The sequence below is a fragment of the Actinomadura luteofluorescens genome (assembly GCF_013409365.1).
Classification (GTDB): Bacteria; Actinomycetota; Actinomycetes; order Streptosporangiales; family Streptosporangiaceae; genus Spirillospora; species Spirillospora luteofluorescens.
Window position 1 is genome coordinate 4886617 of sequence record NZ_JACCBA010000001.1, and the last position, 23458, is coordinate 4910074.

Here is a 23458-nt window from a genome sequence, read left to right on the forward strand (position 1 = left end):
GTGTGCGGGAGCTGTGAAGATCTTCGTGTCACCAGGTGTGGACGGGCTCGTTGTCGCGCATGTGCTCGACGTAGGCGCGGGTCATCATGCGCAGGGCGTCGTGGCGGCCGACGCCGTGCTCCTCCTCCAGGGCCCGGACGGTGTCGATCTGCCAGGCGGCCCCGGTCTGGCCGGTGACGCAGCGGCGCTCGATGATGCCGAGGAGGCGGTCGCGGCGGGCGGGGTCGACGCCCCAGCGGTCGAGGCCCTCGTGGGCGAGGGGCAGCAGCTTGCGCAGGATGAGCTCGGCGGCGGGCACCTCGCCCATGCCGGGCCAGTAGAGGGTCGATTCGAGGCCGTCGCGGGCGGCGCGGTGCAGGTTCTCCTCGGCGGTGGCGAAGGACATGCGGGACCAGACGGGGCGGTCCTCCTCGGCCAGCATCCGGACGACGCCGTAGTAGAAGGCGCCGTTGGCGACGACGTCGGCGACGGACGGCCCGGCCGGCAGGACGCGGTTCTCCACGCGCAGGTGGGGGCGGCCCTTCACGACGGCGTAGATCGGACGGTTCCAGCGGTAGATCGTTCCGTTGTGGAGGGAAAGCTCGCCGAGCTCGGGGATGCCGCCCTGGTCGAGCACCTCGCGGGGGTCCTCGTCGTCGCACAGCGGCAGCAGCGCCGGGAAGTACCGGGCGTTCTCCTCGAAGAGGTCGAAGACGGAGGTGATCCAGCGTTCGCCGAACCACACCCGGGGCCGGACGCCCTGCGTCTTCAGCTCGTCCGGGCGGGTGTCGGTGGCCTGCTCGAACAGGGTGATGCGGGTCTCGTGCCAGAGCCGGTGCCCGAACAGGAACGGTGAGTTTGCGCCCATCGCCACCTGCGCGCCCGCGATGGCCTGGGCCGCGTTCCAGTACGCGCCGAACTCGTCCGGGCTCACCTGCAGGTGGAACTGGACGCTGGTGCAGGCCGCCTCGGGGATGATCGTGTCGGTGTGCATGCGCAGCGGCTCGGGACCGTCGATGGCGATGCGCATCTCCTCCCCCCGCGCGGCGAAGATCTGGTCGTTCAGCATCTTGTAGCGGGCGTTGGAGGACAGGGTCTCCTCGCCGATGTCGGTCCGCCGCAGGGTCGGCAGGATGCCGATCATCACGAGCCGGCCGCCGACCTCGCGGGCCCCGGTCGTCGGCGTGCGCGAGATGGTCGCGGACCTCCGTCTCCAGGGCTCCGGTGCCCTCGCCGCCGAGTTCGCGGGGCGGGATGTTGATCTCCAGGTTGAACTGGCCCAGCTCGGTCGCCCACGCCGGGTCCGCGATCGCCTTGAGCACGTCCGCGTTGCGCATCAGCGGGTCGCCGAGCGAGTCGATCAGGTTGAGCTCGATCTCCAGGCCTATGTGGGGGCGCTCGAAGTCGAACTGGGATTCGCCCAGCATCCGGGCCAGTACGTCGAGGCACCTGCGCACCTTGTCGCGATACCGCCGCCGGTCCTCGCCGCTGATGGCGACCGAAGCCACGTCCCTGCCCATGTGTGTCCGTCCCTGTACTCCGGAGGGAATCGTCATAAAACGGGATGTCCCAGGAGGCGAAGGTGAAAACACTGCGTGCAATTTCGGGCTCCCCGTTTCGTGACCGGCCGGTAGCGTGTGTCGTCCTGCCGGGAGACCGGTACGTCGTCATGGAGGGCCCATGCGCATGCGCCCCCGGTCGATCCGGGCCAGGGACACGCTCGTCGCCGCCGTGATCGCCGTACTGGTGCTCGGCGTCACCGCGATCGGCGCGGACGTCGCCGTGCGCAGCGCAGTGAAGGCGGAACTGCTGCGCCGGACGCAGGTGGACGCCCGGCGCGTCAGCGGCGGCGTCCGCGACGGGACGCTGGAGGGCGCGATCCGCGACGACTCCGGCGGCCGCGTCATGATCCAGGTCGTCGAGCCCGGCGGGCGGGTGACGAACGCCACACCGGGCGCTACGGACAGGCCCCCGGTGAGCAGACTCTGGCCGCCGAGCAACATGCGGGTCCAGGACTTCACCCGGTGCCGCGGCCGGTGGCCGGACCGCGAGTGCTTCGTGGCCGAGGCCATCCGCGTGAGCACCGCGCCCGACTCCGTCGTCGTGTACGCGGCCGCGCGGCAGCCGGCCTACCTGGTGAACGGTCTCCTGGAGGGGGTGCTCGGCTCGGGCGTGCTGCTGCTGGCCGCCGTCGCCGCGGGGATCACCTGGCGCGTCGTCGGGCGCACGCTCGGCCCCGTCGAGGCGATCCGCGCCCAGCTCGCGGAGATCAGCGCCACCGACCTCAGCCGCCGGGTGCCGCAGCCGCCGGGCCAGGACGAGATCGCGCAGCTCGCCCGCACCGCCAACGAGACGCTGGACCGGCTGGAGCGGGCCGTCGCGCGGCAGCGGCAGTTCGCCTCCGACGCCTCGCACGAGCTGCGCACCCCGATCGCCGGGCTCCGGGCCAACCTGGAGGACGCCTCCATGCACCCGGAGGACAACGACCTGCGGGGCGTCATCGCGTCGGCGCTGCGCGACACCGACCGGCTGGAGTCGATCGTCACCGACCTGCTGCTGCTCGCCCGCATCGGCACCGGCGGGAGCGCCGCGCAGGAGCCGATCGACCTGGCCGCGCTCGCCGGCGCCGAGGTCGGCCGCCGCTCCTCCGAGCTGGAGATCGTCACGGAGCTGACCCGCGGCGTCGTGGTGCGCGGGGTGCGCATGCAGCTCGTCCGGCTGCTGGGCAACCTGCTCGACAACGCCGAGCGTTACGCCGGGTCGTGCGTGACGGTGCGGGTGGGCAGGCAGGACGACCGGGCGCTGCTCGTCGTCACCGACGACGGCATCGGCGTAGCGCCCGCCGACCGGGAACGCGTCTTCGAGCGCTTCACCCGCCTGGACACCGCGCGCAGCCGCGGCGCCGGCGGCGCCGGGCTCGGCCTCGCGATCGCCCGCGAGATCGCCCGGGCGCACGGCGGGACGCTGCGGATCGAGGACCACCCGTCCGGCGCCCGCTTCGCCCTGCGCCTGCCCCTGGAGTAGCGCCTCGGCCTGCCGGCGGCGCGGTCCTGCCCCTGGAAAGCGGAAAGGCCGCCCGGTTCGGGCGGCCTTTCCGGCAGCGGGGACGCTCAGGCGCGGACGGCCTGGATCTCCAGCTGGATGTCGACCTTGTCGCCGAGCAGGGCCTTGTCGCCCGCCAGCGGGATGTTGAACTCGATGCCCCAGTCCTTGCGGTTGATCGTGGTCGCGGCGGAGAAGCCGGCGCGGGTGCCGCCCCACGGGTCCTCGCCGACGCCGTTGTACTCGACCGTCAGGGTGATGGGACGGGTGACGTCCTTGATCGTCAGCTCGCCGTCCAGGAGGTACTCGCCGTCCTGCGCGCGGACGCCCTTGGTCGTGAACGTCATGGTCGGGTGGTTCTCCACGTCCAGGACGTCCGAGGTCCGCACGTGGGCGTCGCGGTCGGCGTGGCGGGTGTCGATCGAGGCGACCTGGATCTGCGCCGCGGCGGTGGACTCCGACAGCTCCTCGGCGATCTGCACGGACCCGGTGAAGTCGGTGAACGTCCCGCGCACCTTGGTCATCAGGTGCCGGATCACGAAGGTGACCTCGGAGTGGGCGGGGTCGATGTTCCAGGTTCCGACGGTCAGTTCGGGGGCGACGGCGGCGATGCTCATGGGGTCTCCTGTCCAATGCTTGAAACTTCAACGAACTCGTCGAAGGTTAGTTGAGGGTTCAAACAGATGTCAATCCCCGCTTGTTCCCGGCAATGCCTCACCGGCGGAAGACGGTGGCGAAGCACGGATCGCGATTAGTTCCCCACACCGTGCAACCTCTCCGGGCCCTCGCGCGTAGAGAGCGGGCACAGAGACGAGCCGGAGCCCCTCTCCGGCGGGAGCACTTGGAGTCTTCGTGAACGACGAACCACCGCGAGCCGCCGGGCGGACGGCCAGAACGGCCCTGACGGCGGCACCGGCCCTGCTGGTGACGGCCCTGATCGTGACCGGTTGCGGGGGAGGGCACAAGGGGGCGTCCGCCGGCGCGTCCCCTGCCGGCGGCAAGGAGAAGCTGCCCGAGGCCACCACGTACACGACGCTGGACGACCTGCCGCGGGACGAGGCCCCGTCCGCCAAGAGCGACGGGACCGTGGTGCACCCGAACGACGCGGTCCCGGTGTCGGCGAAACCGGGCGCGCCCGCCGTGGCGGAGCTGCCGAGCACCCAGCTCAAGGGCCCCACCTGGGTGCCCGTCGTGGAGAGCCGCCCCGGCTGGCGTCGCGTGCTGCTGCCGAGCCGCCCGAACGGCGTGACGGGCTGGATCCCCGACTCCGGCCTGAAGTCCGCGCGCAGCTCCAGCGCCGTCAAGGTGGACCTCGGCGACAAGAAGCTGACCCTGTCCCAAGGCGGTCGCCAGGTGGGCTCGTGGTCCGTGGCGATCGGCGCGCCGAAGACGCCGACGCCCACCGGACGGACGTTCATGCTCGCCTCCCTCGCCCCCGCGAAGCCCACGTTCAGCCCGCTGGTCCTGCCCGTCGGCGCGCACTCGGCCACCCTCGACACCTTCGGCGGAGGCCCCGGGACGGTCGCGTTCCACGGCTGGCCGTCGAAGTCGGTGTTCGGCAAGGCCGTCACGCACGGCTGCGTACGGGTGCCCGCCGACGCCCTGAACAAGCTCGCCAAGGTCCCGCTCGGGACGCCCGTCCAGATCACGGACTGACGGTCCCGCGTTCCACCCCCGGCCGTACGGCCGGGCCGCACGACCCCCCACCCCATCCCCGCGATCACGAACCCCCCTGAGGAGAGAACCGTGCGTTTGCAGGCACTCACCAAGTGCGCGGCCGTCGCCGGCGCGCTGGCCCTGCCGTTCGCCCTGTCCGCCGCCCCCGCCTCCGCCTCCCCGGGCGGCGCCGGCTCGGCGGTCGCCATCGCCGCCACCGGCACCGTCGTCGTCCCGCCGACGTCCTCGGTGGCCTCCGCGGCGCAGCGGCCCACCAGCAAGAGCGTGGCGGAACTGCCCGCCAACCCGCTCGTCCAGGCGCGGCTGCTGAACGGCTCCGCCTGGGCCGGGCACGGCCGCGCGTCCGTCGCCGACCTGCGGGTCGCCAAGCTCGGCCTGTCCGCCCACGCCGTCTCCGCCAAGTGCGAGAACGGCAACGGGGTCTCCCACGTGGTGGGCGCGACGCTGGGCACCCGGGCGCTGAAGGTCGGCGCGACGCCCAACACCACCGTCACCACCGACCTGAAGGGCCTCGGCAACGTCACGGTCACGCTGAACAAGCAGGTGCGCGGCCAGAACGGGAACCTCACGGTCACGGCCATCGAAGTGTCGGCGACCCTGGCGGGGAAGACGCAGACGATCAGCATCGCGTCCGCCAGCTGCGGAAAGAGCGGTCAGCCGTCCCAGCCCGGCCAGCCCGGCCAGCCCGGTCAGCCGTCCCAGCCCTCCCAGCCGGGCCAGCCCTCGTCGCCCGCGACCCCGCCCGGAGAGGCCCCCGCCCCGACCCCGGTCCCCGGTGACCTCCCGGTGACCGGCTGAGCCGAACCGTCCCTCACATGAGGCCGGGGTCCGCGTGGCGCGCGCGGACCCCGGCCTTTCCTGTGGGCCGTCAGCCGATGGGACGCCCGAAGGTCACGCGGTAGTCCTTCGGGCGCCGCCCGGTGAGCTTGGCGAAGAGGGCGGAGAACGTCCCGGGGTCCCGGTAACCGACCGCGCCGGCGATGGCGGCGACCGTCCTGTCCGTGGTCTCCAGGAGGTGGCGGGCGCGGCGGACGCGCGCCGACTGGAGGTACTCCAGCGGGCTCTGGCCCGTCTCGTGCGCGAAGCGCCGCAGCAGCGTCCGGGTGCTGACGTCGAACGCGTCCGCCAGCCCGGCGAGGTCGTACCGGGCGGCGAGGTTCTGGTCGAGGTGCCGCATGACCCGGCGGGAGAAGTCGTGCCCGGGCCGCGGGAGGAGCCGGGCGTCGACGTACGGGGCCTGGGACGAGCGGGCGTCGTCCACGAGCGCCATCCGCGCGGTCGCCCGGGCCACGCCGGTGCCGCTGTGCCGGCGGACCAGTTCCAGGGCGAAGTCGTACATGGCGCTGAACGCCGCCGTGGTGGTCACCCCCGCGTCGGTGACGACCAGGAGGTCCGGCCGGACGTCGGCGGACGGGCAGCGCCTGGCCAGCTCGTCCGCGAACAACCACGCCGTCGTGGCCCGGCGCCGGTCGAGCAGCCCGGCCGCGGCGAGCAGGAACGCGCCGACGCAGATCGAGACGACCGCGCCTCCCGCGGCGGCGTGCGAGCGGACGGCCGCGAGCTCCGGGGCCAGCCCCGCGAGCTTCGCGTCCACGTCGAGGCCCGCGTGGAGCTCGAACCCCGGCACGACGAGGACGTCGACCTCGCGGAGCGGGGAGGCGGCCAGCGCCACGCCCCCGGAGGCGACGACACGGCGGCGCGGCGACACCACCGACACCTCGTAGCCGGCGCGGTCCGGACCGGCGACGTGCCCGGCCATCGTCAGCAGATCGGGGACGCCGAACACCTCCGACGCGAAACAACCTGGATAGGCCAGCACCCCCACCCGCAACGCACCCATTGCCCGCCTCCCGTCCGCTCGCTGGCGAGATTACCCCTGAACATGGCGATCCGGCCTATCCCGGCGCAGGCCGCCGCCCGGCCACGCTGTCCTCATGAACACTGACAGCGGGCGCCTTGATGATGCGATCGCCGACTTCTCGCGGCGGCAGGTGGACGTGGACGGGGTGGTGAAGACGGTCTACGTCGCGGGCGCCGGCCCGGCCGTCGTGCTGATGCCCGAGATGCCGGGCATCAGCCCGGACGTCCTGCGGCTGGCGCGGTGGGTGCGGGACGCGGGCTTCACCGTCCACCTCCCCTCGCTCTTCGGCCGCGACGGCGCCTATCCCACCGTCGAGGACGGGGAGCGGATCGTTCGCCGGGCGTGCGTGAGCGCCGAGTTCCGGGCCTTCGCCGGGGGCGGCACCAGCCCCGTCACGGCGTGGCTGCGCGGGCTCGCCCGGCAGGCCCACGCCGAGTGCGGCGGGCCGGGGGTCGGTGCGATCGGGCTCTGCTTCACCGGGAACTTCGCCCTGACCATGGCGCTCGAACCGGCGGTCATAGCGCCGGTCGTCAACCACCCGTCACTGCCGCTGGACGACCCCGCCGGCCTGGAACTCGGCGACGACGACGCCCGCGCGCTCAAGGAGCGCGTCACGCGCGACGGCCTGACCGTCCTCGCCTACCGCTTCGACAACGACCGGTGGTGCACGGGTCAGCGGTTCGCCGCCTACCAGGCGCTGCTCGGGGACGCCTTCGACGGACGCGTGCTCCCGGGCGGCGTCGCGAACACCGACCCGCCGCCATTCTTCCGCGACGTGGTCGCGACTCCTCACAGCGTCGTGACCGCGCACCTCGTGGACGAGGACGGCCACCCCACGCTCCAGGCCAGGGACGAGATCCTCACCTACCTGACCGAGCGACTGAAGCCCTAGAGGCCGTTTTCCCGAGAGCGCGACGGAGCGGTCCGGCCGGGCTACCTGCTGGAGATGCTCCACGCGCCTTCGCCGGCCGCGGCGGCGTCGCCGAAGGCGGTCCACGCGGCGTCGTCGACCTTGAAGGCGTCGAGGAGGTAGGCGGAGATCGCGTCGGCGACGAGGACGACGCGGGCGGGGTCCTCGTCGGTGGTCTCGGCGACCGCCTCGCCGGCGACGCCGCCCAGGGTGTGCTCGCCCTCGGTGACGACGAGCAGGCTCTTCGGGGACGGGCTGAGGCGGTAGGCGTCGGTGAACCACTCCGGCCCGCGGGTGGAGAGCCGCGACCGGTCCTCGCCGCCCGCGACGACCAGGGCCGGGGCGGTCATGGTGGAGTAGTCCGGCCTCATGAACGGAAGGTGCTCGGCGGCGAACGGGGTGAGCGAGTCGCCGGTCCCGGTGGCGGCGATCAGCGCGCCGGCCGAGACCGCGGGGTGGGAGAAGTCCTCCCCGGGGACGCCGTCGGCGTCGAGCACGCGCGCGCCGAGGATCGCGCCGGCGGTCTGGGCGCCCCAGGAGTGGCCGACGACCGCGATGCGCTCGCGGTCGACGCGGGCCTCCAGGCCGCCGGCCTGGGCGAGGATGTCGCCGAGGCCGTCGAGGATCGCGTGAAGGTCGGAGATCCGGACGCGCCAGATCGTGGCGAAGCGCGGGTCGTCCCAGCCGATGGCGTTGCGGCGGGAGTCCAGGTGGGTGGGCTGCACCACGAGGAATCCGGCCGCGGCCCACCGGTCGACGAGGGGCTCGTACGCGTCCAGGGACCATGCGTTGCCGTGGGAGAACACGATGACCGGCAGGTTCCGGCCCGACATCGGGGCGGTGACCTTCACCTGCAGGTCGATGCCGCGGCCGGGCGCGGGGACGGTGATGGGCTTGACGGAGACGATCCGCTGGCCGAGCTGACGGTGGGACATGGGAGACCTGCGCTTTCTCCATGGACCGCTCTGCCATACTTTGGCGGAGCGTTGTTCCGCCAAACTAGCGGAACATTGTTCCGCGAGCAAAAGGAGGATCCCGTGCCGGAACCGGCCGGAGTGCGCCGAGCACAGGCGCAGCGCACCCGCAGCGGCGTGCTGGCGGCCGCGGCGGCGGTCTTCGTGGAACAGGGCGTCCAGGCCCCCGTCCGCGACATCGCCGAACGCGCCGGCGTCGGCGTCGGCACGATCTACCGGAACTTCCCGACCCGGGCGGACCTCGTCACCGCCGTCTACCGGCACCAGATCGACACGGCCACCGCACTCGCCCCCCGGCTCCTGGAGGAGTCGGCCTCCCCGTTCACCGCCCTGACCCGCTGGGTGGACGCGTTCGTGGAGTTCCTCGTGACCAAGCACGGCCTCGGAGCCGCCCTGGGGTCCGGTGATCCAGGGCTGGAGAACCTCCACGCCCTGATGCTCGACACCCTGGTCCCGGCCTGCGCGACGTTGCTCGACGCCTGCGCCGCCGCCGGCGAACTCGGCCCCGAGGTCTCCGCCTACACGCTCATGCGCGCCATCGGCAACCTCTGCATCACCGGCCCCGACTACGGCCAGGCCGACGCCAGGCGCATGGTCGCCACCCTCCTCGCCGGATGCCGGCGCGAGGCATGAACCGGGCCCGCCGATCGCTCCGGGCCCGCCGCCGGAGAACGGCCTAGGAGGCGGCGGCCTCGGGACGGGCGCCGCGGAGCGGGTGTGCGCTGCCCTGCAGCAGGACCTTCGCCACGAGGGCGGGGTCGTCGGCCATGGGGACGTGGCCGCAGCCCTCCAGCCAGACGAACCGGGCGTCGGGAAGGCGGCGCTGGGCGCGGATGGCCTGGCTGCGCAGGAGCAGGCGGTCCTTCGTGCCCCAGGCGATGGTCACGGGGACGTCGGCGCAGGAGCCGAGGAACCGGGTGGAGCGGCCAGCGCGGAGGGTGGGTTCGAAGCCCGGGGCGTCGCGCATGGCGCGGGCGTCCCCCGTGAGGGTCTCGATGTCCATCAGGTCGGGACGGCCGTAGATCATGCCGAACATGAGGGTGCGGCGGCGCGGGGAGCGGGCCAGCCGGGTGAGGAACGTCTCGGGGACGCGGGCGCCGAACCGCGACGCGCGCAGCACCGACATGCCGTAGCGGAACTCCAGGTTGTTGAAGAAGCCGGCCGGGGACAGGGCGGTCGCCGAGCTGGCGAGGCCGCGGTCGGCGGCTTCGAGGGCGAAGAGGCCGCCGAGGGAGTTGCCCGCGATGTGCGGGCGGTCCAGGCCGAGGGCGGCGAAGGCGTCCGCGAGGGCGGAGACGGCCGTGTCGAGGGTGTAGGGGGTGCCGCCCGGCAGCGGCGGGGAGTCGCCGAAGCCGGGCAGGTCGACCGCGAAGACCTCGCGTTCGGCGGCGAGCAGGTCCATGACCGGTGCCCACCCCTGGCGGCGGTGGCCGATGCCGTGCAGCAGGACGAGGGGCGGCCCCTCGCCGCGGCGCTCGTAAGCGATGTTCACCCGCGCGTTGTCCACGGGCGAAGGGTAGGCCGGAAGTTACTCAGCGGTCACTAGTGATGCTCGTCACGGCGCACTCGGCGGGACGGCGGTGCTCCAGGGCGGTGCGCAGCTGCGCGCGGCCCCGGTGGATGCGCGAGCGGACGGTGCCGAGCTTGACGTTCAGCGACGCGGCGATCTCCTCGTACGACAGGCCCTCGATGTCGCACAGGACGACCGCGGCGCGGTATTCGGGGGCGAGGCCGTCGAGCGCCTTCTGGATGTCGTGGTCGAGGTGCCGCTCGTCGTAGGCCTGCGCCGGGCCCGGCTCGCGGCCCTGCAGGCGCTCGGCGGCGTCGTCGCCGAGGGAGTCGAACCGGATGCGCTGCTTGCGGCGGGCGCGGTCGAGGAACAGGTTCGTCGTGATCCGGTGCAGCCAGCCCTCGAACGTGCCGGGACTGTAGGAGGACAGGGAGCGGAAGACCCGGATGAAGACGTCCTGGGTCAGGTCCTCGGCGTCGTGGCGGTTGCCCGTCAGCCGGTACGCCAGCCGGAACACCCGGGTCGAGTGCTCGCTGACGATCTGCTCCCACGTCGGCGGGGTCCACGCCATCGCACCTGCGCTCACCACTACCCCCGTCTGATACTCAATCGTTACGGCCAAGCATGCCGGTACCCAGATAAGAGCCGTGTAAGAACCTTGAGCGTGGCCGGATCAGGCACGTGAGATGTGACTCATCTCATTGGACCGGATGTCGACAAGGATTGAGTCGGCGCCGGTCCGCATGGAGGATCGGGGGCAGTCCCCACCCCGACACGCGAGGACGTGGCATGGCGCGAAGCTACAACCTGGCCGACCTGCTCGAGATCCTGGCGGCGGCGGGGCCGGACCGCCCCGCGCTGGTGGCCGGTGCGGAGCGGCGGACGTACCGGCGGCTCAGCGAGCGGGCGAGCCGGGTCGGGCACCATCTCGCGGAGGCCGGGGTGCGGCCGGGCGAGCACGTGGCGATCCTCGCCTACAACCGGGCCGAGTGGATCGAGGCGATGCTGGGCATCTTCAAGATCCGCGCGGTGCCGATCCCGGTGAACTTCCGCTACGTCGCCGCCGAGCTGCGCCACGTCCTGGCCGACTCCGACTCGGTGGCGCTGGTCGGGGAGCGCTCGCTGCTGGCCAAGGTGGAGGAGATCCGCGGCGAGCTGCCCGCGCTGCGGCACGTCGTCGTGCTGGAGGACGGGTCCGAGGCCGAGATCCCCGGCGCGGTCGAGTACGAGAAGGCGCTCGCGGGCGCCGCCTCCGACGACGACTTCCCCGAACGCTCCGGCGACGACCGCTACATCATGTACACGGGCGGGACGACGGGTTATCCGAAGGGCGTCGAGTGGCGCTGCGAGGACATCTTCTTCGGCGCGCTCGGCGGCGGGAACGTCCTCGGCGACCCCATCGGCAGCCCCGAGGAGCTGGCCGCCAACGCCGACCAGCCCGCGATGGCCGTGCTCGACTGCGCGCCCGTCATGCACGGCGCGGGCCAGTGGGTCGCGTTCATGGGGTTGTTCAGCGGCGCCAAGGTCGTCCTTTACACCGACCACGCGTTCGACGCGGACAAGGCCCTGCGGCTGCTCGCCGAGGAGCAGGCGAACGTGATGATGCTCGTCGGGGACGTCATGGCGCGCCCGGTCGCGAAGGCGCTCGCCTCCGGCGACCACGACACGTCCTCGCTGATGGCGATCGCGTCCGGCGGGGCACCGCTGACCGAGGGCGCGAAGGACGCGCTCCGGGAGCACCTGCCGAACATCATGTTCCTCGACAACTACGGCGCGTCGGAGACCGGTGCGTGCGGCCCGTCCGTCGGCGGCAAGGAGGGGACGGCCCGGTTCATGATGAAGCCCGGGATCACCGTCCTCGACGACGACCTGAACGTCGTGCGGCCCGGCGAGATCGGCAGGCTGGCCCGAAGCGGCCACATCCCGCTCGGCTACTACAACGACCCCGCCAAGACGGCGTCGACGTTCTTCACCGCCGCGGACGGGACGCGCTGGTCGGTGCCCGGCGACTTCGCGAGCCTGGAGGAGGACGGGACGATCACGCTGCTCGGCCGCGGCTCCCTGGTGATCAACACGGGCGGCGAGAAGGTGTACCCGGAGGAGGTCGAGGTCGCCCTCAAGGACCATCCCGCCGTGGAGGACGCGGTCGTCGTGGGCCTGCCGGACGAGCGGTTCGGCCAGCGCGTCGCGGCCGTGGTCGCCCCGTGCCCGGGTGCGACGGTGACCCTTGAGGATTTGACCGAATATTGCCGCGAACGTCTTGCCGGCTACAAGCTTCCGCGGCAGATGACCCTGGTCGACGAGGTACAGCGAACCGCCGTCGGGAAGTCCGATTACAAGTGGGCCAGGAGCGTGCTCGCGTAGGGTTTTGGTAAAGTCACCGCGTGTGGGTTATACCACGCCCGGGCACTTTTTCTCCGGCGGCCGCCAGTCAAGAATCAATTGATGGCGAGGGAGCGTGCCTTGGGCGCGTTCCGGCGAATAACCGCCCCATGAGTGGGGATCGGCTGATACCGCTCGCGCGCCGGTATCGCCTGCTCTCTGTCGTCGGCAGAGGCGGCATGGGCACCGTCTGGCGGGCGTACGACGAGATGCTCGACCGGGACGTCGCGGTCAAGGAGGTGCACCTCCCCCCGCGCATCACCGAGAGCGAGCGCAGGGTGATGTGCAGGCGCCTGTTCTCCGAGGCCCGCGCGACCGCGGCCCTGCGCCATCCCGGCGTCGTCGCCGTGCACGATCTCATCATCGAGGACGGCCGCCCCTGGATCGTCATGGAGTTCCTGGAGTCGTGCTCCCTGCACAGGCTCGTCACGGAGGACGGCCCGCTCGGCGTGCGCCGCGCGGCGGAGATCGGCGCGGCGGTCCTGTCGGTGCTCCGCGCGTCGCACGCGGCGGGCATCCTGCACCGCGACGTCAAGCCCAGCAACGTCCTGCTGTGCGACGACGGGCGGGTCCTGCTCAGCGACTTCGGCCTCGCCGTCCACACCGGGAAGGGCGCGCAGCCGGCCGACACCCTGCTCGCCGGGATCGAGGGCTCTCCCGCCTACCTCCCGCCGGAACGGGTGAACGGCCTGCCGAGCGTGGAGGCGTCCGACCTCTGGTCGCTCGGCGCGACGCTTTACACGGCGGTCGAGGGGTTTTCACCTTTCCTGCGCTGCCACGCTCTCGCGTCGATGGTGGCGGTTCTTCTGGGCGACTATGCGCGCCCTGTGCGGGCCGGGCCGCTGGCTTCGGTCATCGAAGGACTGCTGCGGCAGCGGCCGGAGGACAGATTGACGGCCGAGGCCACCGCGGAAATGCTGGAAAAGGTTATCGGAACGGCCCCCGAACCCGGTTTCACCCGCGCGCCGGTGCCGCATCCCCGCCGTTTCTCCGTGCACCGCACCGCCCTTCGGCGCCGCGTTCCGTGGGCGCTCAGCGCCGCCTGGGTGCCGAGGGACGCGCCGAGGGCGCCGGTCCCGCGCGGTCCGCGGGTCCCGTGGACGCTGCGCGGCGGCAGGCCGCCCGGCAAACCGCCGTGCGGTTCGCGGCAGGCGGGGTGGCGCGTCCCGGCGATGCCGTCGCGGCGGCTGCGGCCCGGGACGGTCGTCAGCGTGGCGCTGCTCGCGGCGCTCGCGGCCGGGGCGGGCACCTGGACGGCCCGGTGGACGTCGATCGGCAAGGGCGACGCGGTGGCGCTGCGGCCCGCGGCGGGCGTGTCGGCGAAGACGGCGAAGTATCACGAGGCGGGCGCCTACTCGGTGCGGGTGCCCGTGGGCTGGCAGGCGGAGCGCCGCGGCAGCGTGATGATCTGGAAGGACGCCGGAACGGGACGGGGGCTGCGCATCGCCCCGGCCCCCGGCGACCCGCTGACCGGGCTGCGCGCCGAGGAGCGCGGCGCCGTGGCGGGGCACCGCTATCCCGGCTACCAGCGGCTGCGGCTGGAACCGGTGCCCGAGGTCATCGACGGCGCCGCCGAATGGGAGTTCACCTGGCGGGACGGTGTGCACGACGCCGTCCGGCACGTGCTGTGCGGCCGCGCGGCCGGGTACGAGTTCTGCTTCCACGCGCCCGACCCGGAGTGGACGCCGGGCCAGCGCCTCTACGACCGGATCCTCAGGTCGTTCAGGCCGGAGAACGGCGGCTGAGCCCCGGCCGGATCGCGGGGCCGGTCAGGTCGTCTGCTGGAGGCGCAGGAGGAACTCGGCGTTGGAGGAGGTGCCCTTCATCTTCTCCAGGAGCTGCTCGACGGCCGCCTGCTTGTCCAGGCCCTGGAGGGCGCGGCGCAGGCGCCAGGAGAGGGCGAGCTCCTCGGGGGACATGAGCAGCTCGTCGCGGCGCGTCCCGGACGCCTCGATGTCGACGGCGGGGAAGACGCGGCGGTCGGCGAGGCCCCGGTCGAGCTTCAGCTCCATGTTGCCGGTGCCCTTGTACTCCTCGAAGAAGACGTCGTCCATGCGGGACCCCGTCTCCACCAGCGCGGTGGCGAGGATGGTGAGCGAGCCGCCGTTCTCGATGTTGCGGGCGGCGCCGAAGAACTTCTTCGGCGGGTAGATCGCGGTCGTCGCGACGCCGCCGGCGAGGATGCGGCTGCTGGAGGGCGCCGCGAGGTTGTAGGCGCGGCCGAGCCGGGTGATCGAGTCGAGCAGCATCACGACGTCGTGGCCCTGCTCGACGAGGCGCTTGGCCCGCTCCACGGCGAGCTCGGCGAGCGCGGTGTGGTCGCGCGCGGGCCGGTCGAAGGTCGAGTGGATCACCTCGCCGCGCACGGTCCGCTGCAGGTCGGTGACCTCTTCGGGCCGCTCGTCGATGAGCAGGACCATCAGGTGCACTTCGGGGTTGTTCTGCGCGATCGCGTTCGCGACGGCCTGGAGCACCATGGTCTTGCCGACCTTCGGCGGCGACACGATGAGCCCGCGCTGCCCCTTGCCGATCGGCGCGACCAGGTCGATGACGCGGGTCGCGAGCGGGCCGGTGTCCAGGCGGAGCCGCTCGTCGGGGAACAGCGGGGTCAGCGCGCCGAACTCGGGCCGGTTCGCGGCCTCGGCCACCGGGAGGCCGTTCACCGTCTCGACGCGGGCGAGGGTGGGGGAGTCGCCCCGGCCCTGCTTGGGCGCCCTGGCGAAGCCGGCGACCACGTCGCCGGGACGCAGGTGGTGCGCCCTGACCTGGGTGAGGGAGACGTGCACGTCCTCCGGGCCGGCGAGGTAGCCGGACGTGCGGACGAAGGCGTGCTTGTCCTGGAGGGACAGGAGGCCGTGGAAGGGGACGGTCGGAGCGTCGTCTGCCGGGCGCCGCTGCTGCTGCTGCCGCCCGTCCTTGCGGGCGCTCTGCGCGGACACGGCGTGCGCGCCGCGTGCGGGGGCCTTGCGGCCTGACGCGGGTTCTGTTTCGAGGGTGGGGGCGGACATACGTGTCCCTTCTCAGGCTGGCGCGCGGCGGGCGGCGCCGCCCGGGGTCGAAGTCCGCGTACGGCGGCGGAACCCGCGGCGCGTACGCGAGAGGAATGCGAAGGATGCAGCTCGGTCCACCGGGCTGACGTCGGCTCCCTTGTGCGGTGGCCCCGCACGCCGTGTGCGTGCCGGACCGAAACTCACCGGGCGCTCAGATGGCCCGGGCGGGGAAGAGACGTCCTCGACGCGAGTCGTGATAGTCCAAGGACGTTGCCTCGACAGTACAGCAATCGAGGGCGCTTTCGCATTCCCCCGGTTCGGTGACGGCTTTCACGCGGATGACCCCCTGCGTCCGTCCGGTGCCGCGGCGTCCCCCGACCCGCGTCCCCGGTGCTCCGTGCTCACGGTGGTTATGACTATCGAACCGGCCTCCGGGTTCCGGCGACCCTCCGGCGGCCCCTCCGGCGGCCCCTCCGGCGGCCCCTCCGGCGGTCCGTCGCAGGGCCCCGGGCGGCGGGCGAATACGATGAGCCGCGCTGCGCGGGCGAGGGAGGACGATGGGCGAGGGGCTGCGGTTCGAGGCGTCCGGGGGCGTCGGGACGGTCACGATCGACCGGCCGGCCAAGCGGAACGCCATGTCGGCGGACATGTGGCGGGCGCTGCCCGGCATCCTGGACGGGTTCGCCGCCGATCCGGACGTCCGGGTCGTGGTGCTGACCGGGGCGGGCGGGAACTTCTGCGCGGGCGCCGACATCTCCGAGCTGGACGACATCCACCGCGACGACGACTCGCACCTGTCGACGGTCGCCGAGCGGGCGCTCGCCGCGTTCGGCAAGCCGACGCTCGCCGCGATCGAGGGGTACTGCGTGGGCGGCGGCTGCCAGCTCGCGGCCGCCTGCGACCTGCGCTTCGCGGCGCGGGGCGCGCGGTTCGGGATCACGCCGGCCAGGCTCGGCATCGTCTACCCGGCGGCCGCGACGGCGCGGCTCGTCGGGCTGGTGGGGCCGTCGGCCGCGAAGTACCTGCTCTACTCGGCCGATCTGGTCGACGCCGCGCACGCGCTGCGCATCGGGCTGCTGGACGAGGTCGTCCCCGAGGGCGGCCTGCACGACCGCGTCGCCGGGTTCACCGCGACCCTCGCGTCCCGGTCCCTGCTCACCCAGCAGGCGACCAAGGACATCGTGGACGCCATCGTCGCCGCGGGCCCGGTCGAGGAGAGGACGCGGCGGTGGCTCGCCGAGGTCGCCGCGAGCGGGGAGGTCGAGGAGGGCATCGCCGCGTTCCTCGAACGCCGAGCGCCCGAGTTCCCCTGGAAGGCTCCCCTGCGGTAGCGGCCGCCCGGTGGCGGTCAGGCGTTGAGCGCCGGCCAGGCGGACACGTCGCAGAATCGGCTCTCGGGGAGGCGGTGGAGGCGCCGGGCGGCGGCGTCCGGGTCGCCGAGCAGACCGGCGGCGTCGGGGCGGCGCAGCTCGGCGAGCGGCAGCACCCCGCACACCAGCGACTCCGGCGTCCGCACCATGAGCAGCGGCCCGATCCGCGCGCCGCCCCGGTCGACGTCGCGCAGCGCGCCCAGCAGGGCCCGCGCGGGGCCGGTGGACTCCGCGCAGTGCTCGCGCAGCGCGGCCGCGAGGTCGATGAAGTCCAGTTCCAGGGCGCGCGGGCTGCGTCCGGACAGGTAGTAGCGGTCAGCGTCGGTGAGTTCGACGTGCAGCCCGTGGTGCTCGGCGAACCGCTCGAAGGGGCCGGTCAGCGCCGGGCGCGCCTCGGCCGGCGCGACGGCGAGGCACCCGGTGACCATGTCGGCGGGTTCGGCGCCGAGGGACGCGGCGGCGGCCTGGTCGAGCCGCCGGGCGAGGTGGCCGCGGAGCTCGGCCGTCTCGGCGGCCAGCCGCTCGACGGCCGCCCGCTGCTCCTCGGCGGCCTCCCGCTGCTCGCTCAGCCGGCCGCTCACCTCCGGCACCAGCCGGTCGTTGATCTGCGTGACGAGCGACCGGATCCGGGCGTCGGCCTCGCCGAACGCCGCGCGGTCGCTCTCCTGGTCGGCGGCGAGCCGGTCGAGGCGCTCGCGCTGGGACGCGCGGAACTCCTCCAGCTCGTCCCGGGTCCCCTTGAGGGCGCGCAGCTGCGTGCGGATGTCGGCGACCTCGGGCGCGCCCGGCGTCCGCCCGCGCTCGAACGCCAGGTACAGCTCCCGCCCGGCGATCGCCAGGCACAGCAGAACCAGAACCACCGTCATAGCGCCCTCCCCGGGCCCGCTCGCGGGGCAGACTACGCCACCGCCGCGCCCGGCGGCCCGCGACTCAGCGGTTGAGGTAGGCCAGGACGGCGAGGACGCGGCGGTTGTCGTCGCCGGTCACGGGCAGGTCGAGCTTGGCGAAGATGTTCGCCGTGTGCTTGGTCACCGCGCGCTCGGTGACGACGAGCCTCTCCGCGATCGCCGCGTTGGAGCGCCCCTGCGCCATCAGCTCCAGGACCTCGGTCTCGCGCGGGGTGAGGCGGCCGAGCGGGGTGTCGCGGGTGCCCCGGGCCACGAGCCGGGAGATGACCTCGGGGTCCATCGCGGTGCCGCCCGCGGCGACCCGGCGGACCGCGTCCACGAACTGCGCCGCGTCGAACACCCGGTCCTTGAGCAGGTAGCCGATCGCGCCGGTGCCGTCGGCGAGCAGCTCGCGGGCGTAGAGCTGCTCGACGTACTGCGACAGGACGAGGACGGGCAGCCCCGGGACCTGCCGCCGCGCCTCCAGCGCCGCCTGGAGGCCCTCGTCGGTGAAGGACGGCGGCAGGCGCACGTCGACCACCGCCACGTCCGGGCGATGGTCGAGCAGTGCCTTCAGCAGGGACGGGCCGTTGTCGACGGCCGCCGCGATCTCGAAGTCGTGCGACTCCAGGAGGCTGACGAGACCCTCCCTCAGGAGGGCGAGGTCTTCGGCGAGGACAACGCGCACGGCAGCTCCATGGTCACGATCGTCGGGCCGCCCGCGGGCGAGCTGAGGGCGAGGACGCCGTCGAATGTACCGATCCGGCGCTCGATCCCGCGCAGCCCGGAGCCGCCGTCCAGGGTCGCGCCGCCGCGGCCGTCGTCGGTGACGGTGATCCGCAGCATGCCGTTCTCGTGCCGCATGTCGATCCAGACGCGGGACGCTCCGGAGTGCTTGGCCGCGTTGGTGAGGATCTCCGACACCGCGAAGTAGGCGGCGGACTCCATCGGCGGTTCGGGCCGCGCGGGCAGGTCGGCGGAGACCTCGACGTCCAGCGGGTGGTCGAGCGCGAGGGCCCGGACGGCGTCCGCGACGCCGCGGTCGGCGAGCACCGGCGGGTGGATGCCGCGGACGAGGTCGCGCAGCTCGTGCAGCGCCTTGGCCGAGGACGCGCGGGTCTCGGCGAGCAGGATGCGGGCCTTCTCCGGGTCCCGGTCGAGCAGGTGCTCGATCGCGCCGAGGGTCATCCCCATCGCCACGAGCCGGGCCTGCGCGCCGTCGTGCAGGTCGCGCTCGATGCGGCGCAGCTCGGCGGCGGAGGCGTCCACGGCCTCCGACCGGGTCTCGGTGAGGTGCTGGACGCGCAGTGCCAGCTCCGACTTGCGCGTCGGGCCGAGGATGGCGCGGCCCCAGTGCCCGTAGGCGGTCAGCATCTTCGGGCCGATGGCGTACCCGAGGGCGATGCACGCGGTGGCGACGATCACCGTGGAGACGACCCGTCCGGTGTCGCGGCCGTACCCCGCGGTGACGTGGATGTAGGTGTACCAGTCGCTGCCGCCGTAGTGCCCGATCATGTCGCCGGCGAAGGCGGCGAGCACGTACCCCCACACCCCGTACAGGATCAGCAGCCCGGGCAGTGCCGCGGTGAACACCGAGACGATCGGGTCCGCGAACGCCCACAGGTAGTCGCGCCAGGTGGCCGGGTCGCTGACCAGCGCGATGAACCGCTTGAAAACACCGCTAAGACCGGGCTCGCGCTCCGGCTCGGGCAGGTACGGCCGCGCGATCTGGACGTCGGTCCACCGGTTGATGCGGACCCGGTACGCGTCGAGCCGCTCGCGCAGCAGCATCGTCGCGGACGGGAACAGCAGCACCCCGACGAAGCTCGTGATCATCGAGACGACCGCGATGAACCACAGGCCGACGAGCGTCGCGGGGATGGCGAGCAGCCAGAGGGCCAGGCCCCGCCAGGGCGCCCTCACATGCCGTTGCAGCCGTGTCTCTTCCACCAGTCCACCGTCCACCGGATCCTCCGCGGGTCGCTTGCCTTCTGGAGTCCAGTCTTCCGGCGGCGCCCTCGCAGCACAGTGTGCCCGCAACCCGAGCGTGAGGTGTACCTGAGTACACCCCTGCCCGGGCTCCACCACCCGCGTCCCCTGCGCGGACTACTTCGCCGTCCGGGACCAGGCGCTGCTCGCGCACGCCACGCAGATCGACCCGAACGCGGGTTTCATGGCCCACCCGCGCGACGTCGAACGCGCCGCCTGGCCGACCGAGGACTACCACCTCGCCCGTTCCAGCGTGGAGACGGAACTGCCCGAGAACGACCCCTTCGCGGGTTTGCGCTGACGCTCAGAGGGCGACGAAGGTCAGGCCGCGCTTCTTCATCTTCGGGATGACGGTATCCAGGGCCTTGAGGGTCTGGGAGCGGTCGCCGCCCCCGTCGTGGCACAGCATGATGTTGCCGGCCTTGCCCTTCATGAGCGTGCGGCGGATGTGGCCGACGCCCGGACGGGCCCAGTCGCGCGGGTCGACGGCCCAGTCGATCGGCAGCATGTCGTGCTCGGCCACCGTCTCCAGGATCGACTTCGTCCACGCGCCGCCGGGGGAGCGGAAGAACTGGGGGACGACGCCGGTCACGTCGGCGATCCGGTCGTGCGCCTCCACGATCTCCTTGCGGACCCGCTTCTTCGACATGTTCGCGATGTAGATCGGGTGCGTCTCGGTGTGGTTGCAGATCTGGTGCCCGGCGTCGGTGATGCGGCGGGTGAGCTTGGAGAACTCCTTCACCTGCTCACCGATGACGAAGAACGTCGCGTGGATCTCGTGCTCGGCCAGCAGGTCGAGCACCCGCGGCGTCCACAGCGGGCTGGGGCCGTCGTCGATGGTGAGGGCGATCGACTCGGCGGGCGGCGGGGGAGACAGCTGCGACAGCTCGCGGACGGGCGTCTCCAGCGCGGTGAGCTTCGCCGGCGTCCACGGCGCGGGCCGGGGCGTCGGGGTCGGGGTCGGGGTGGGCGTCGGGGTCGGATGGATGACCGGGCGCGCGCGGGGGGTCGGCGCGGCCCACGCGGGCTCCCCCGACCCGTGCGGCGGGCGCGCGCCGTCCGCGCCGAGCGCGGCGAGACCGGCGGCCGCCCCCATCAACCAGAGTGCTTTGCGGCGAGATGTCCAACCTGAGTCCTCAACCTCCACAAGTCCCACGCTATCGGGGTTTTGGGCGGGTAGGAGGCCGCTCCGGGATCACAATCGGCTCACCCGAGTGGTCCGATTTCGGGCGCGAGCACGGAGCCGCAGGTCGGGCCACTGCCGGCGGTCGAGCGGCCTTCCTCGTCCGACCTGGGACAGGCCGTCCGGAGGGACGCCGCGGCCCGCGCGCGGCGCCGTGCGGACGGCGCCGACGGTGCCGGCGGAGGTGTTACCGTCTTCAGTGCGATTCGGGGGCCGGACGTCCCTGCCCGGGAACGAGGCGGGACGGCCGAGCGAGCACGGCCCGGCGCAGCCGGCGTGCGGTGGCCGTTACCAGGCAGTGCGCCGCGGGGGCCGATCTGTACTGGACGACGCCCACGCCGCTGACCCCGTCGCCGGGTCGATCCGACGAAGACCGCGCGGCCCCGCGGTGTTCACCGGCCCTGGGAACCCGCCCGTCGGCCCGCTCCACCGCAACCCGGTGGCGGCGGCCGGGGTTGGTCCCCCATGTCCTCCGTCTCCGCGCCCGCGATGGGCGAACCCCGCGCCCCCGGCCCCCGGCGGCCCGGCCTCATGCTCGCGGTGCTGCTCGCCGGGCAGTTCATGGTCAACGTCGACATCGCGGTCGTGAACGTCGCCGGCCCGTCCGTCAGGCAGGATCTGCGGCCGTCCGGCGGCGCCCTCGAACTGGTCGTCTCCGGGTACACGCTGGCGTACGCCGTCCTGCTGGTGACCGGCGCCCGGCTCGGGCAGGCCCGCGGCCACCGGCGGATGTTCCTGCTCGGGCTCGGCGCGTTCACGGCGGCCTCGCTCGCGTGCGGGCTGGCCCCCTCCACCGGCGCGCTCGTCGCCGCGCGGCTGGCGCAGGGGGCGGCCGGGGCGCTGATGGTGCCGCAGGTCCTGTCGGGGATCCAGCTCCATTTCACCGGCCCGGCGCGGGCGCGGGCGCAGGGGCTGCTCGCGGTGGCGCTGTCCGGCGGCGCGGTCGCCGGACAGGTGCTCGGCGGCGTGCTGGTCTCGGCCGACGTGGGCGGGCTCGGCTGGCGCCCGGTCTTCCTGGTCAACGTGCCGGCCGGGATCGTGCTGCTCGCGGCCGGCGCCCGGCTGCTGCCGGCGGACGCGCCCGGCCGCGGCGCGCGCCTCGACCTCGGCGGGGCGGCGCTGCTGTCGGCGGCGGCGCTGCTGGCGGTCGTTCCGCTGCTGTTCGGGCGCGAGGCGGGCTGGCCGCCGTGGACGTGGGCGTCGCTCGCGGCGTGCGTACCGGTGGCCGCTCTGTTCGTCAGGCGACAGCGGCGCGTCGAGTCCCCGCTGCTCGCCCTAGGCGTGCTGGGCCGCCCGGTCGTGGCGTGGACGCTCGGCGCCCTCGGCGCGGCCACCGGCACCTTCTACGCGATGATGTTCGTCCTCGCCCTCTACCTCCAGGACGGCCTGGGCCGCAGCGCCCTGTTCTCCGGCCTGGTCCTCGTGCCCTGGGTCGCCGCGTTCGGGATCGCCGGGCCGCTCGTTCCGCGCCTTCCCGCCCGCGCGCCCATCGCCGGCTACCTGCTGCTCGCTTCGGTGTACGCCACGGCGGGGCTGACCCGCGCCGACGGTGCGGCGCTCGCCGCCTTGCTCGGGTTCGGGGGGCTCGGCCTCGGCCTCGGGTTCGCGCCGCAGCTCGGGCGGCTGACGGCACACGTCCCGGACCGGCACGCGGCCGGCCTCAGCGGCCTGGTCAACATGAACTTCCAGCTCGCGGGCGTCGCGGGCGTCGCCGTCTTCGGCACCCTGTACCTCGGCGTCCCCGGCGGCCACGGCACGGCGTTCACCGCCGTGATGCTCGGCTTCGGCGGGACGGCGCTCGCCGCGGCCGCCGCCTCGTTCGCGGGGCACCGCGCGGCGCGGCGCGAGGATCAGGGGAGCAGCCCGGCGCGGCGGGCGGCGGTCACGGCCTCCAACCGGGTGTGACTGTCGAGCTTGCGCATCGCCGACCGCAGGTAGCTCTTCACCGTCTCCGGCAGCAGCCCGAGCCGCTCGGCGGCCTCGGCGTTGGTGCAGCCGATCGCGACGTAGGACAGGACGTCCAGCTCGCGGGGAGACAGGACGGGGCGGGGCGACCCGGACGGCTCGTCCAGCCCGGCCGCCGCGAGGCGCAGCGACGCCTCCCGGAGCCGGTCGCGGGTCGGCAGGTCGCGGACCCGCTCGGCCAGGGCGCGCAGCTCGGCGTGCACCGCCCTGACCTCCTCCCAGCGCGCCGCCGACGTGCCGGGCGGCGTCCGCGCCAGCGCCTCGTCCGCGCGGTCCTGGACGGCGAGGTCCTGTTCGAGGTCGCGGGCCGCCTCCACGGCCGCGCCCACGACACGGTCAGCGAGCGACAGAGGTTCCCGCAGCGCGCCGTAGAGGACGCCGCGGACGCGGCGGCGCACGACGATCGGGACCGCGACGATCGACAGCAGCCCCTCGCGCCCGACCGGCTTGTCGTAGTCGTGGCTGATCGACGCCGAGCACGGGTAGTTGCTGACCCACGCGGGACGTCCCATGGCCATCGCCTTGCCGCCGAGCCCGTTGCCCTGCCGGACCACGAGCCCGGTCAGCGAGTCCGTCGTGTTGCCGACCAGCTCGGTGATCACCAGCCGGTCCTGGCCGCTGAGGGCGCCCCCGAACACCATGGGCAGGCCGGTCGTGCGCTGCAGCGTCAGCACCGCCGACCGGACGGCCCCCACGTCATCGCCCATGCTCCGAGCATGCCCTGCGCGCCCCCCACCCC

The 23458-nt window shown here is 73.4% G+C and carries 21 protein-coding genes and 2 pseudogenes; 11 read left to right on the forward strand and 12 right to left on the reverse strand.

The window, feature by feature from the left end; all coding sequences use genetic code 11:
• Nucleotides 1-28: 28 nt before the first annotated feature.
• Nucleotides 29-1174, reverse strand: a complete 1146-nt coding sequence (locus tag BJY14_RS22710) for a glutamate-cysteine ligase family protein (protein ID WP_512771181.1) — start codon at nucleotides 1172-1174, stop codon at nucleotides 29-31.
• Between BJY14_RS22710 and BJY14_RS45475 the strand changes: the two genes are divergently transcribed.
• Both BJY14_RS45475 and BJY14_RS22715 read left to right on the forward strand, forming a co-directional pair.
• Nucleotides 1113-1565 (forward strand): hypothetical protein, encoded by a 453-nt coding sequence (locus BJY14_RS45475; protein ID WP_246396047.1) that lies wholly within the window; start codon nucleotides 1113-1115, stop codon nucleotides 1563-1565. The genes BJY14_RS22710 and BJY14_RS45475 overlap by 62 nt on opposite strands.
• A 94-nt stretch (nucleotides 1566-1659) precedes the next feature.
• Nucleotides 1660-3003: a sensor histidine kinase gene (locus BJY14_RS22715; RefSeq protein WP_179845475.1), complete on the forward strand. Its 1344-nt coding sequence runs from the start codon at nucleotides 1660-1662 to the stop codon at nucleotides 3001-3003.
• An 86-nt stretch (nucleotides 3004-3089) separates the two neighbouring features.
• Here BJY14_RS22715 and BJY14_RS22720 read toward each other — a convergent pair whose 3' ends face one another.
• Nucleotides 3090-3638 (reverse strand): YceI family protein, encoded by a 549-nt coding sequence (locus BJY14_RS22720; RefSeq protein WP_179845476.1) that lies wholly within the window; start codon nucleotides 3636-3638, stop codon nucleotides 3090-3092.
• A 235-nt stretch (nucleotides 3639-3873) separates the two neighbouring features.
• Between BJY14_RS22720 and ldtCP the strand changes: the two genes are divergently transcribed.
• Entirely contained in the window at nucleotides 3874-4677 is an 804-nt protein-coding gene (gene ldtCP, locus BJY14_RS22725; RefSeq protein WP_179845477.1) for a protein-sorting L,D-transpeptidase LdtCP, read from the forward strand.
• Nucleotides 4678-4767: 90 nt separating this feature from the next.
• On the forward strand, nucleotides 4768-5496 hold the full coding sequence (locus tag BJY14_RS22730) for an APAP(6x)LPVTG-CTERM sorting domain-containing protein (RefSeq protein ID WP_179845478.1): 729 nt from the start codon (nucleotides 4768-4770) through the stop codon (nucleotides 5494-5496).
• A 70-nt stretch (nucleotides 5497-5566) separates the two neighbouring features.
• Here the strand turns inward: BJY14_RS22730 and BJY14_RS22735 are convergent, their stop codons facing one another.
• Complete coding sequence (locus BJY14_RS22735; protein ID WP_179845479.1) at nucleotides 5567-6538, reverse strand: GlxA family transcriptional regulator; 972 nt, start codon at nucleotides 6536-6538, stop codon at nucleotides 5567-5569.
• Between the two features lie 94 nt (nucleotides 6539-6632).
• On the opposite strand from BJY14_RS22735, the gene BJY14_RS22740 reads away from it, so the two are divergent.
• Entirely contained in the window at nucleotides 6633-7451 is an 819-nt protein-coding gene (locus BJY14_RS22740; protein WP_179845480.1) for a dienelactone hydrolase family protein, read from the forward strand.
• 41 nt (nucleotides 7452-7492) lie between these two features.
• Here the strand turns inward: BJY14_RS22740 and BJY14_RS22745 are convergent, their stop codons facing one another.
• Nucleotides 7493-8404 carry an alpha/beta hydrolase family protein gene (locus BJY14_RS22745; protein ID WP_179845481.1) on the reverse strand — a complete coding sequence of 304 codons (912 nt, stop codon included), beginning with the start codon at nucleotides 8402-8404 and terminating at the stop codon, nucleotides 7493-7495.
• Between the two features lie 102 nt (nucleotides 8405-8506).
• Here BJY14_RS22745 and BJY14_RS22750 point away from each other — a divergent pair, with 102 nt between their 5' ends.
• A complete protein-coding gene (locus BJY14_RS22750; RefSeq protein WP_179845482.1) occupies nucleotides 8507-9076 on the forward strand; it encodes a TetR/AcrR family transcriptional regulator in 570 nt (189 codons plus the stop codon).
• Between the two features lie 43 nt (nucleotides 9077-9119).
• On the opposite strand, the gene BJY14_RS22755 is transcribed toward BJY14_RS22750, so the two are convergent.
• Nucleotides 9120-9950, reverse strand: a complete 831-nt coding sequence (locus BJY14_RS22755) for an alpha/beta fold hydrolase (RefSeq protein ID WP_312879357.1) — start codon at nucleotides 9948-9950, stop codon at nucleotides 9120-9122.
• 25 nt (nucleotides 9951-9975) lie between these two features.
• Nucleotides 9976-10524, reverse strand: coding sequence for an RNA polymerase sigma factor SigE (gene sigE, locus BJY14_RS22760; RefSeq protein WP_179849557.1), 549 nt, complete (start codon nucleotides 10522-10524; stop codon nucleotides 9976-9978).
• Nucleotides 10525-10742: 218 nt separating this feature from the next.
• Between sigE and BJY14_RS22765 the strand changes: the two genes are divergently transcribed.
• Together BJY14_RS22765 and BJY14_RS22770 are read left to right on the forward strand one after the other, a co-directional pair.
• Entirely contained in the window at nucleotides 10743-12317 is a 1575-nt protein-coding gene (locus tag BJY14_RS22765) for an acyl-CoA synthetase (protein ID WP_179845483.1), read from the forward strand.
• A 128-nt stretch (nucleotides 12318-12445) separates the two neighbouring features.
• Nucleotides 12446-14080: a serine/threonine-protein kinase gene (locus tag BJY14_RS22770; protein WP_281382122.1), complete on the forward strand. Its 1635-nt coding sequence runs from the start codon at nucleotides 12446-12448 to the stop codon at nucleotides 14078-14080.
• A 24-nt stretch (nucleotides 14081-14104) separates the two neighbouring features.
• On the opposite strand, the pseudogene rho reads toward BJY14_RS22770, so the two are convergent.
• Nucleotides 14105-15256 (reverse strand): annotated as a pseudogene (rho, locus tag BJY14_RS22775) (transcription termination factor Rho); the annotation flags it as partial.
• A gap of 626 nt (nucleotides 15257-15882) precedes the next feature.
• On the opposite strand from rho, the gene BJY14_RS22780 reads away from it, so the two are divergent.
• Complete coding sequence (locus BJY14_RS22780) at nucleotides 15883-16656, forward strand: enoyl-CoA hydratase/isomerase family protein (protein WP_179845486.1); 774 nt, start codon at nucleotides 15883-15885, stop codon at nucleotides 16654-16656.
• A 17-nt stretch (nucleotides 16657-16673) separates the two neighbouring features.
• Here the strand turns inward: BJY14_RS22780 and BJY14_RS22785 are convergent, their stop codons facing one another.
• The 3 genes from BJY14_RS22785 to BJY14_RS22795 all read right to left on the reverse strand — a co-directional run bounded on the left by BJY14_RS22785 (nucleotide 16674) and on the right by BJY14_RS22795 (nucleotide 19532).
• Nucleotides 16674-17561: a coiled-coil domain-containing protein gene (locus BJY14_RS22785; protein WP_179845487.1), complete on the reverse strand. Its 888-nt coding sequence runs from the start codon at nucleotides 17559-17561 to the stop codon at nucleotides 16674-16676.
• Nucleotides 17562-17625: 64 nt separating this feature from the next.
• Complete coding sequence (locus BJY14_RS22790; protein ID WP_179845488.1) at nucleotides 17626-18270, reverse strand: response regulator; 645 nt, start codon at nucleotides 18268-18270, stop codon at nucleotides 17626-17628.
• Nucleotides 18234-19532, reverse strand: a complete 1299-nt coding sequence (locus BJY14_RS22795; RefSeq protein WP_312879358.1) for a sensor histidine kinase — start codon at nucleotides 19530-19532, stop codon at nucleotides 18234-18236. The genes BJY14_RS22790 and BJY14_RS22795 overlap by 37 nt, the downstream gene beginning before the upstream one ends.
• Nucleotides 19533-19665: 133 nt before the next feature.
• On the opposite strand from BJY14_RS22795, the pseudogene BJY14_RS22800 reads away from it, so the two are divergent.
• A pseudogene (locus BJY14_RS22800) lies at nucleotides 19666-19872 on the forward strand (mycothiol conjugate amidase Mca); the annotation flags it as partial.
• Nucleotides 19873-19875: 3 nt separating this feature from the next.
• On the opposite strand, the gene BJY14_RS22805 reads toward BJY14_RS22800, so the two are convergent.
• The gene (locus BJY14_RS22805) at nucleotides 19876-20718 is read right to left on the reverse strand and encodes a polysaccharide deacetylase family protein (RefSeq protein ID WP_312879359.1); all 843 of its coding nucleotides are present in this window, start codon (nucleotides 20716-20718) and stop codon (nucleotides 19876-19878) included.
• Between the two features lie 501 nt (nucleotides 20719-21219).
• Here BJY14_RS22805 and BJY14_RS22810 point away from each other — a divergent pair.
• Nucleotides 21220-22659 (forward strand): MFS transporter, encoded by a 1440-nt coding sequence (locus BJY14_RS22810; protein WP_218905556.1) that lies wholly within the window; start codon nucleotides 21220-21222, stop codon nucleotides 22657-22659.
• Here the strand turns inward: BJY14_RS22810 and BJY14_RS22815 are convergent.
• Complete coding sequence (locus BJY14_RS22815) at nucleotides 22605-23426, reverse strand: helix-turn-helix transcriptional regulator (RefSeq protein WP_179845489.1); 822 nt, start codon at nucleotides 23424-23426, stop codon at nucleotides 22605-22607. The genes BJY14_RS22810 and BJY14_RS22815 overlap by 55 nt on opposite strands.
• Nucleotides 23427-23458: the final 32 nt, after the last annotated feature.

Bases quoted from the DNA above. Each gene is read 5' to 3' on its own strand.
- BJY14_RS45475 (WP_246396047.1), top strand. From the start codon at position 1,113: ATGCCGATCATCACGAGCCGGCCGCCGACCTCGCGGGCCCCGGTCGTC.
- BJY14_RS22715 (WP_179845475.1), top strand. From the start codon at position 1,660: ATGCGCATGCGCCCCCGGTCGATCCGGGCCAGGGACACGCTCGTCGCC.
- BJY14_RS22720 (WP_179845476.1), bottom strand. From the start codon at position 3,638: ATGAGCATCGCCGCCGTCGCCCCCGAACTGACCGTCGGAACCTGGAAC.
- BJY14_RS22735 (WP_179845479.1), bottom strand. From the start codon at position 6,538: ATGGGTGCGTTGCGGGTGGGGGTGCTGGCCTATCCAGGTTGTTTCGCG.
- BJY14_RS22740 (WP_179845480.1), top strand. From the start codon at position 6,633: ATGAACACTGACAGCGGGCGCCTTGATGATGCGATCGCCGACTTCTCG.
- BJY14_RS22745 (WP_179845481.1), bottom strand. From the start codon at position 8,404: ATGTCCCACCGTCAGCTCGGCCAGCGGATCGTCTCCGTCAAGCCCATC.
- sigE (WP_179849557.1), bottom strand. From the start codon at position 10,524: ATGGCGTGGACCCCGCCGACGTGGGAGCAGATCGTCAGCGAGCACTCG.
- BJY14_RS22765 (WP_179845483.1), top strand. From the start codon at position 10,743: ATGGCGCGAAGCTACAACCTGGCCGACCTGCTCGAGATCCTGGCGGCG.
- BJY14_RS22770 (WP_281382122.1), top strand. From the start codon at position 12,446: ATGAGTGGGGATCGGCTGATACCGCTCGCGCGCCGGTATCGCCTGCTC.
- BJY14_RS22780 (WP_179845486.1), top strand. From the start codon at position 15,883: ATGGGCGAGGGGCTGCGGTTCGAGGCGTCCGGGGGCGTCGGGACGGTC.
- BJY14_RS22785 (WP_179845487.1), bottom strand. From the start codon at position 17,561: ATGACGGTGGTTCTGGTTCTGCTGTGCCTGGCGATCGCCGGGCGGGAG.
- BJY14_RS22810 (WP_218905556.1), top strand. From the start codon at position 21,220: ATGTCCTCCGTCTCCGCGCCCGCGATGGGCGAACCCCGCGCCCCCGGC.
- BJY14_RS22815 (WP_179845489.1), bottom strand. From the start codon at position 23,426: ATGGGCGATGACGTGGGGGCCGTCCGGTCGGCGGTGCTGACGCTGCAG.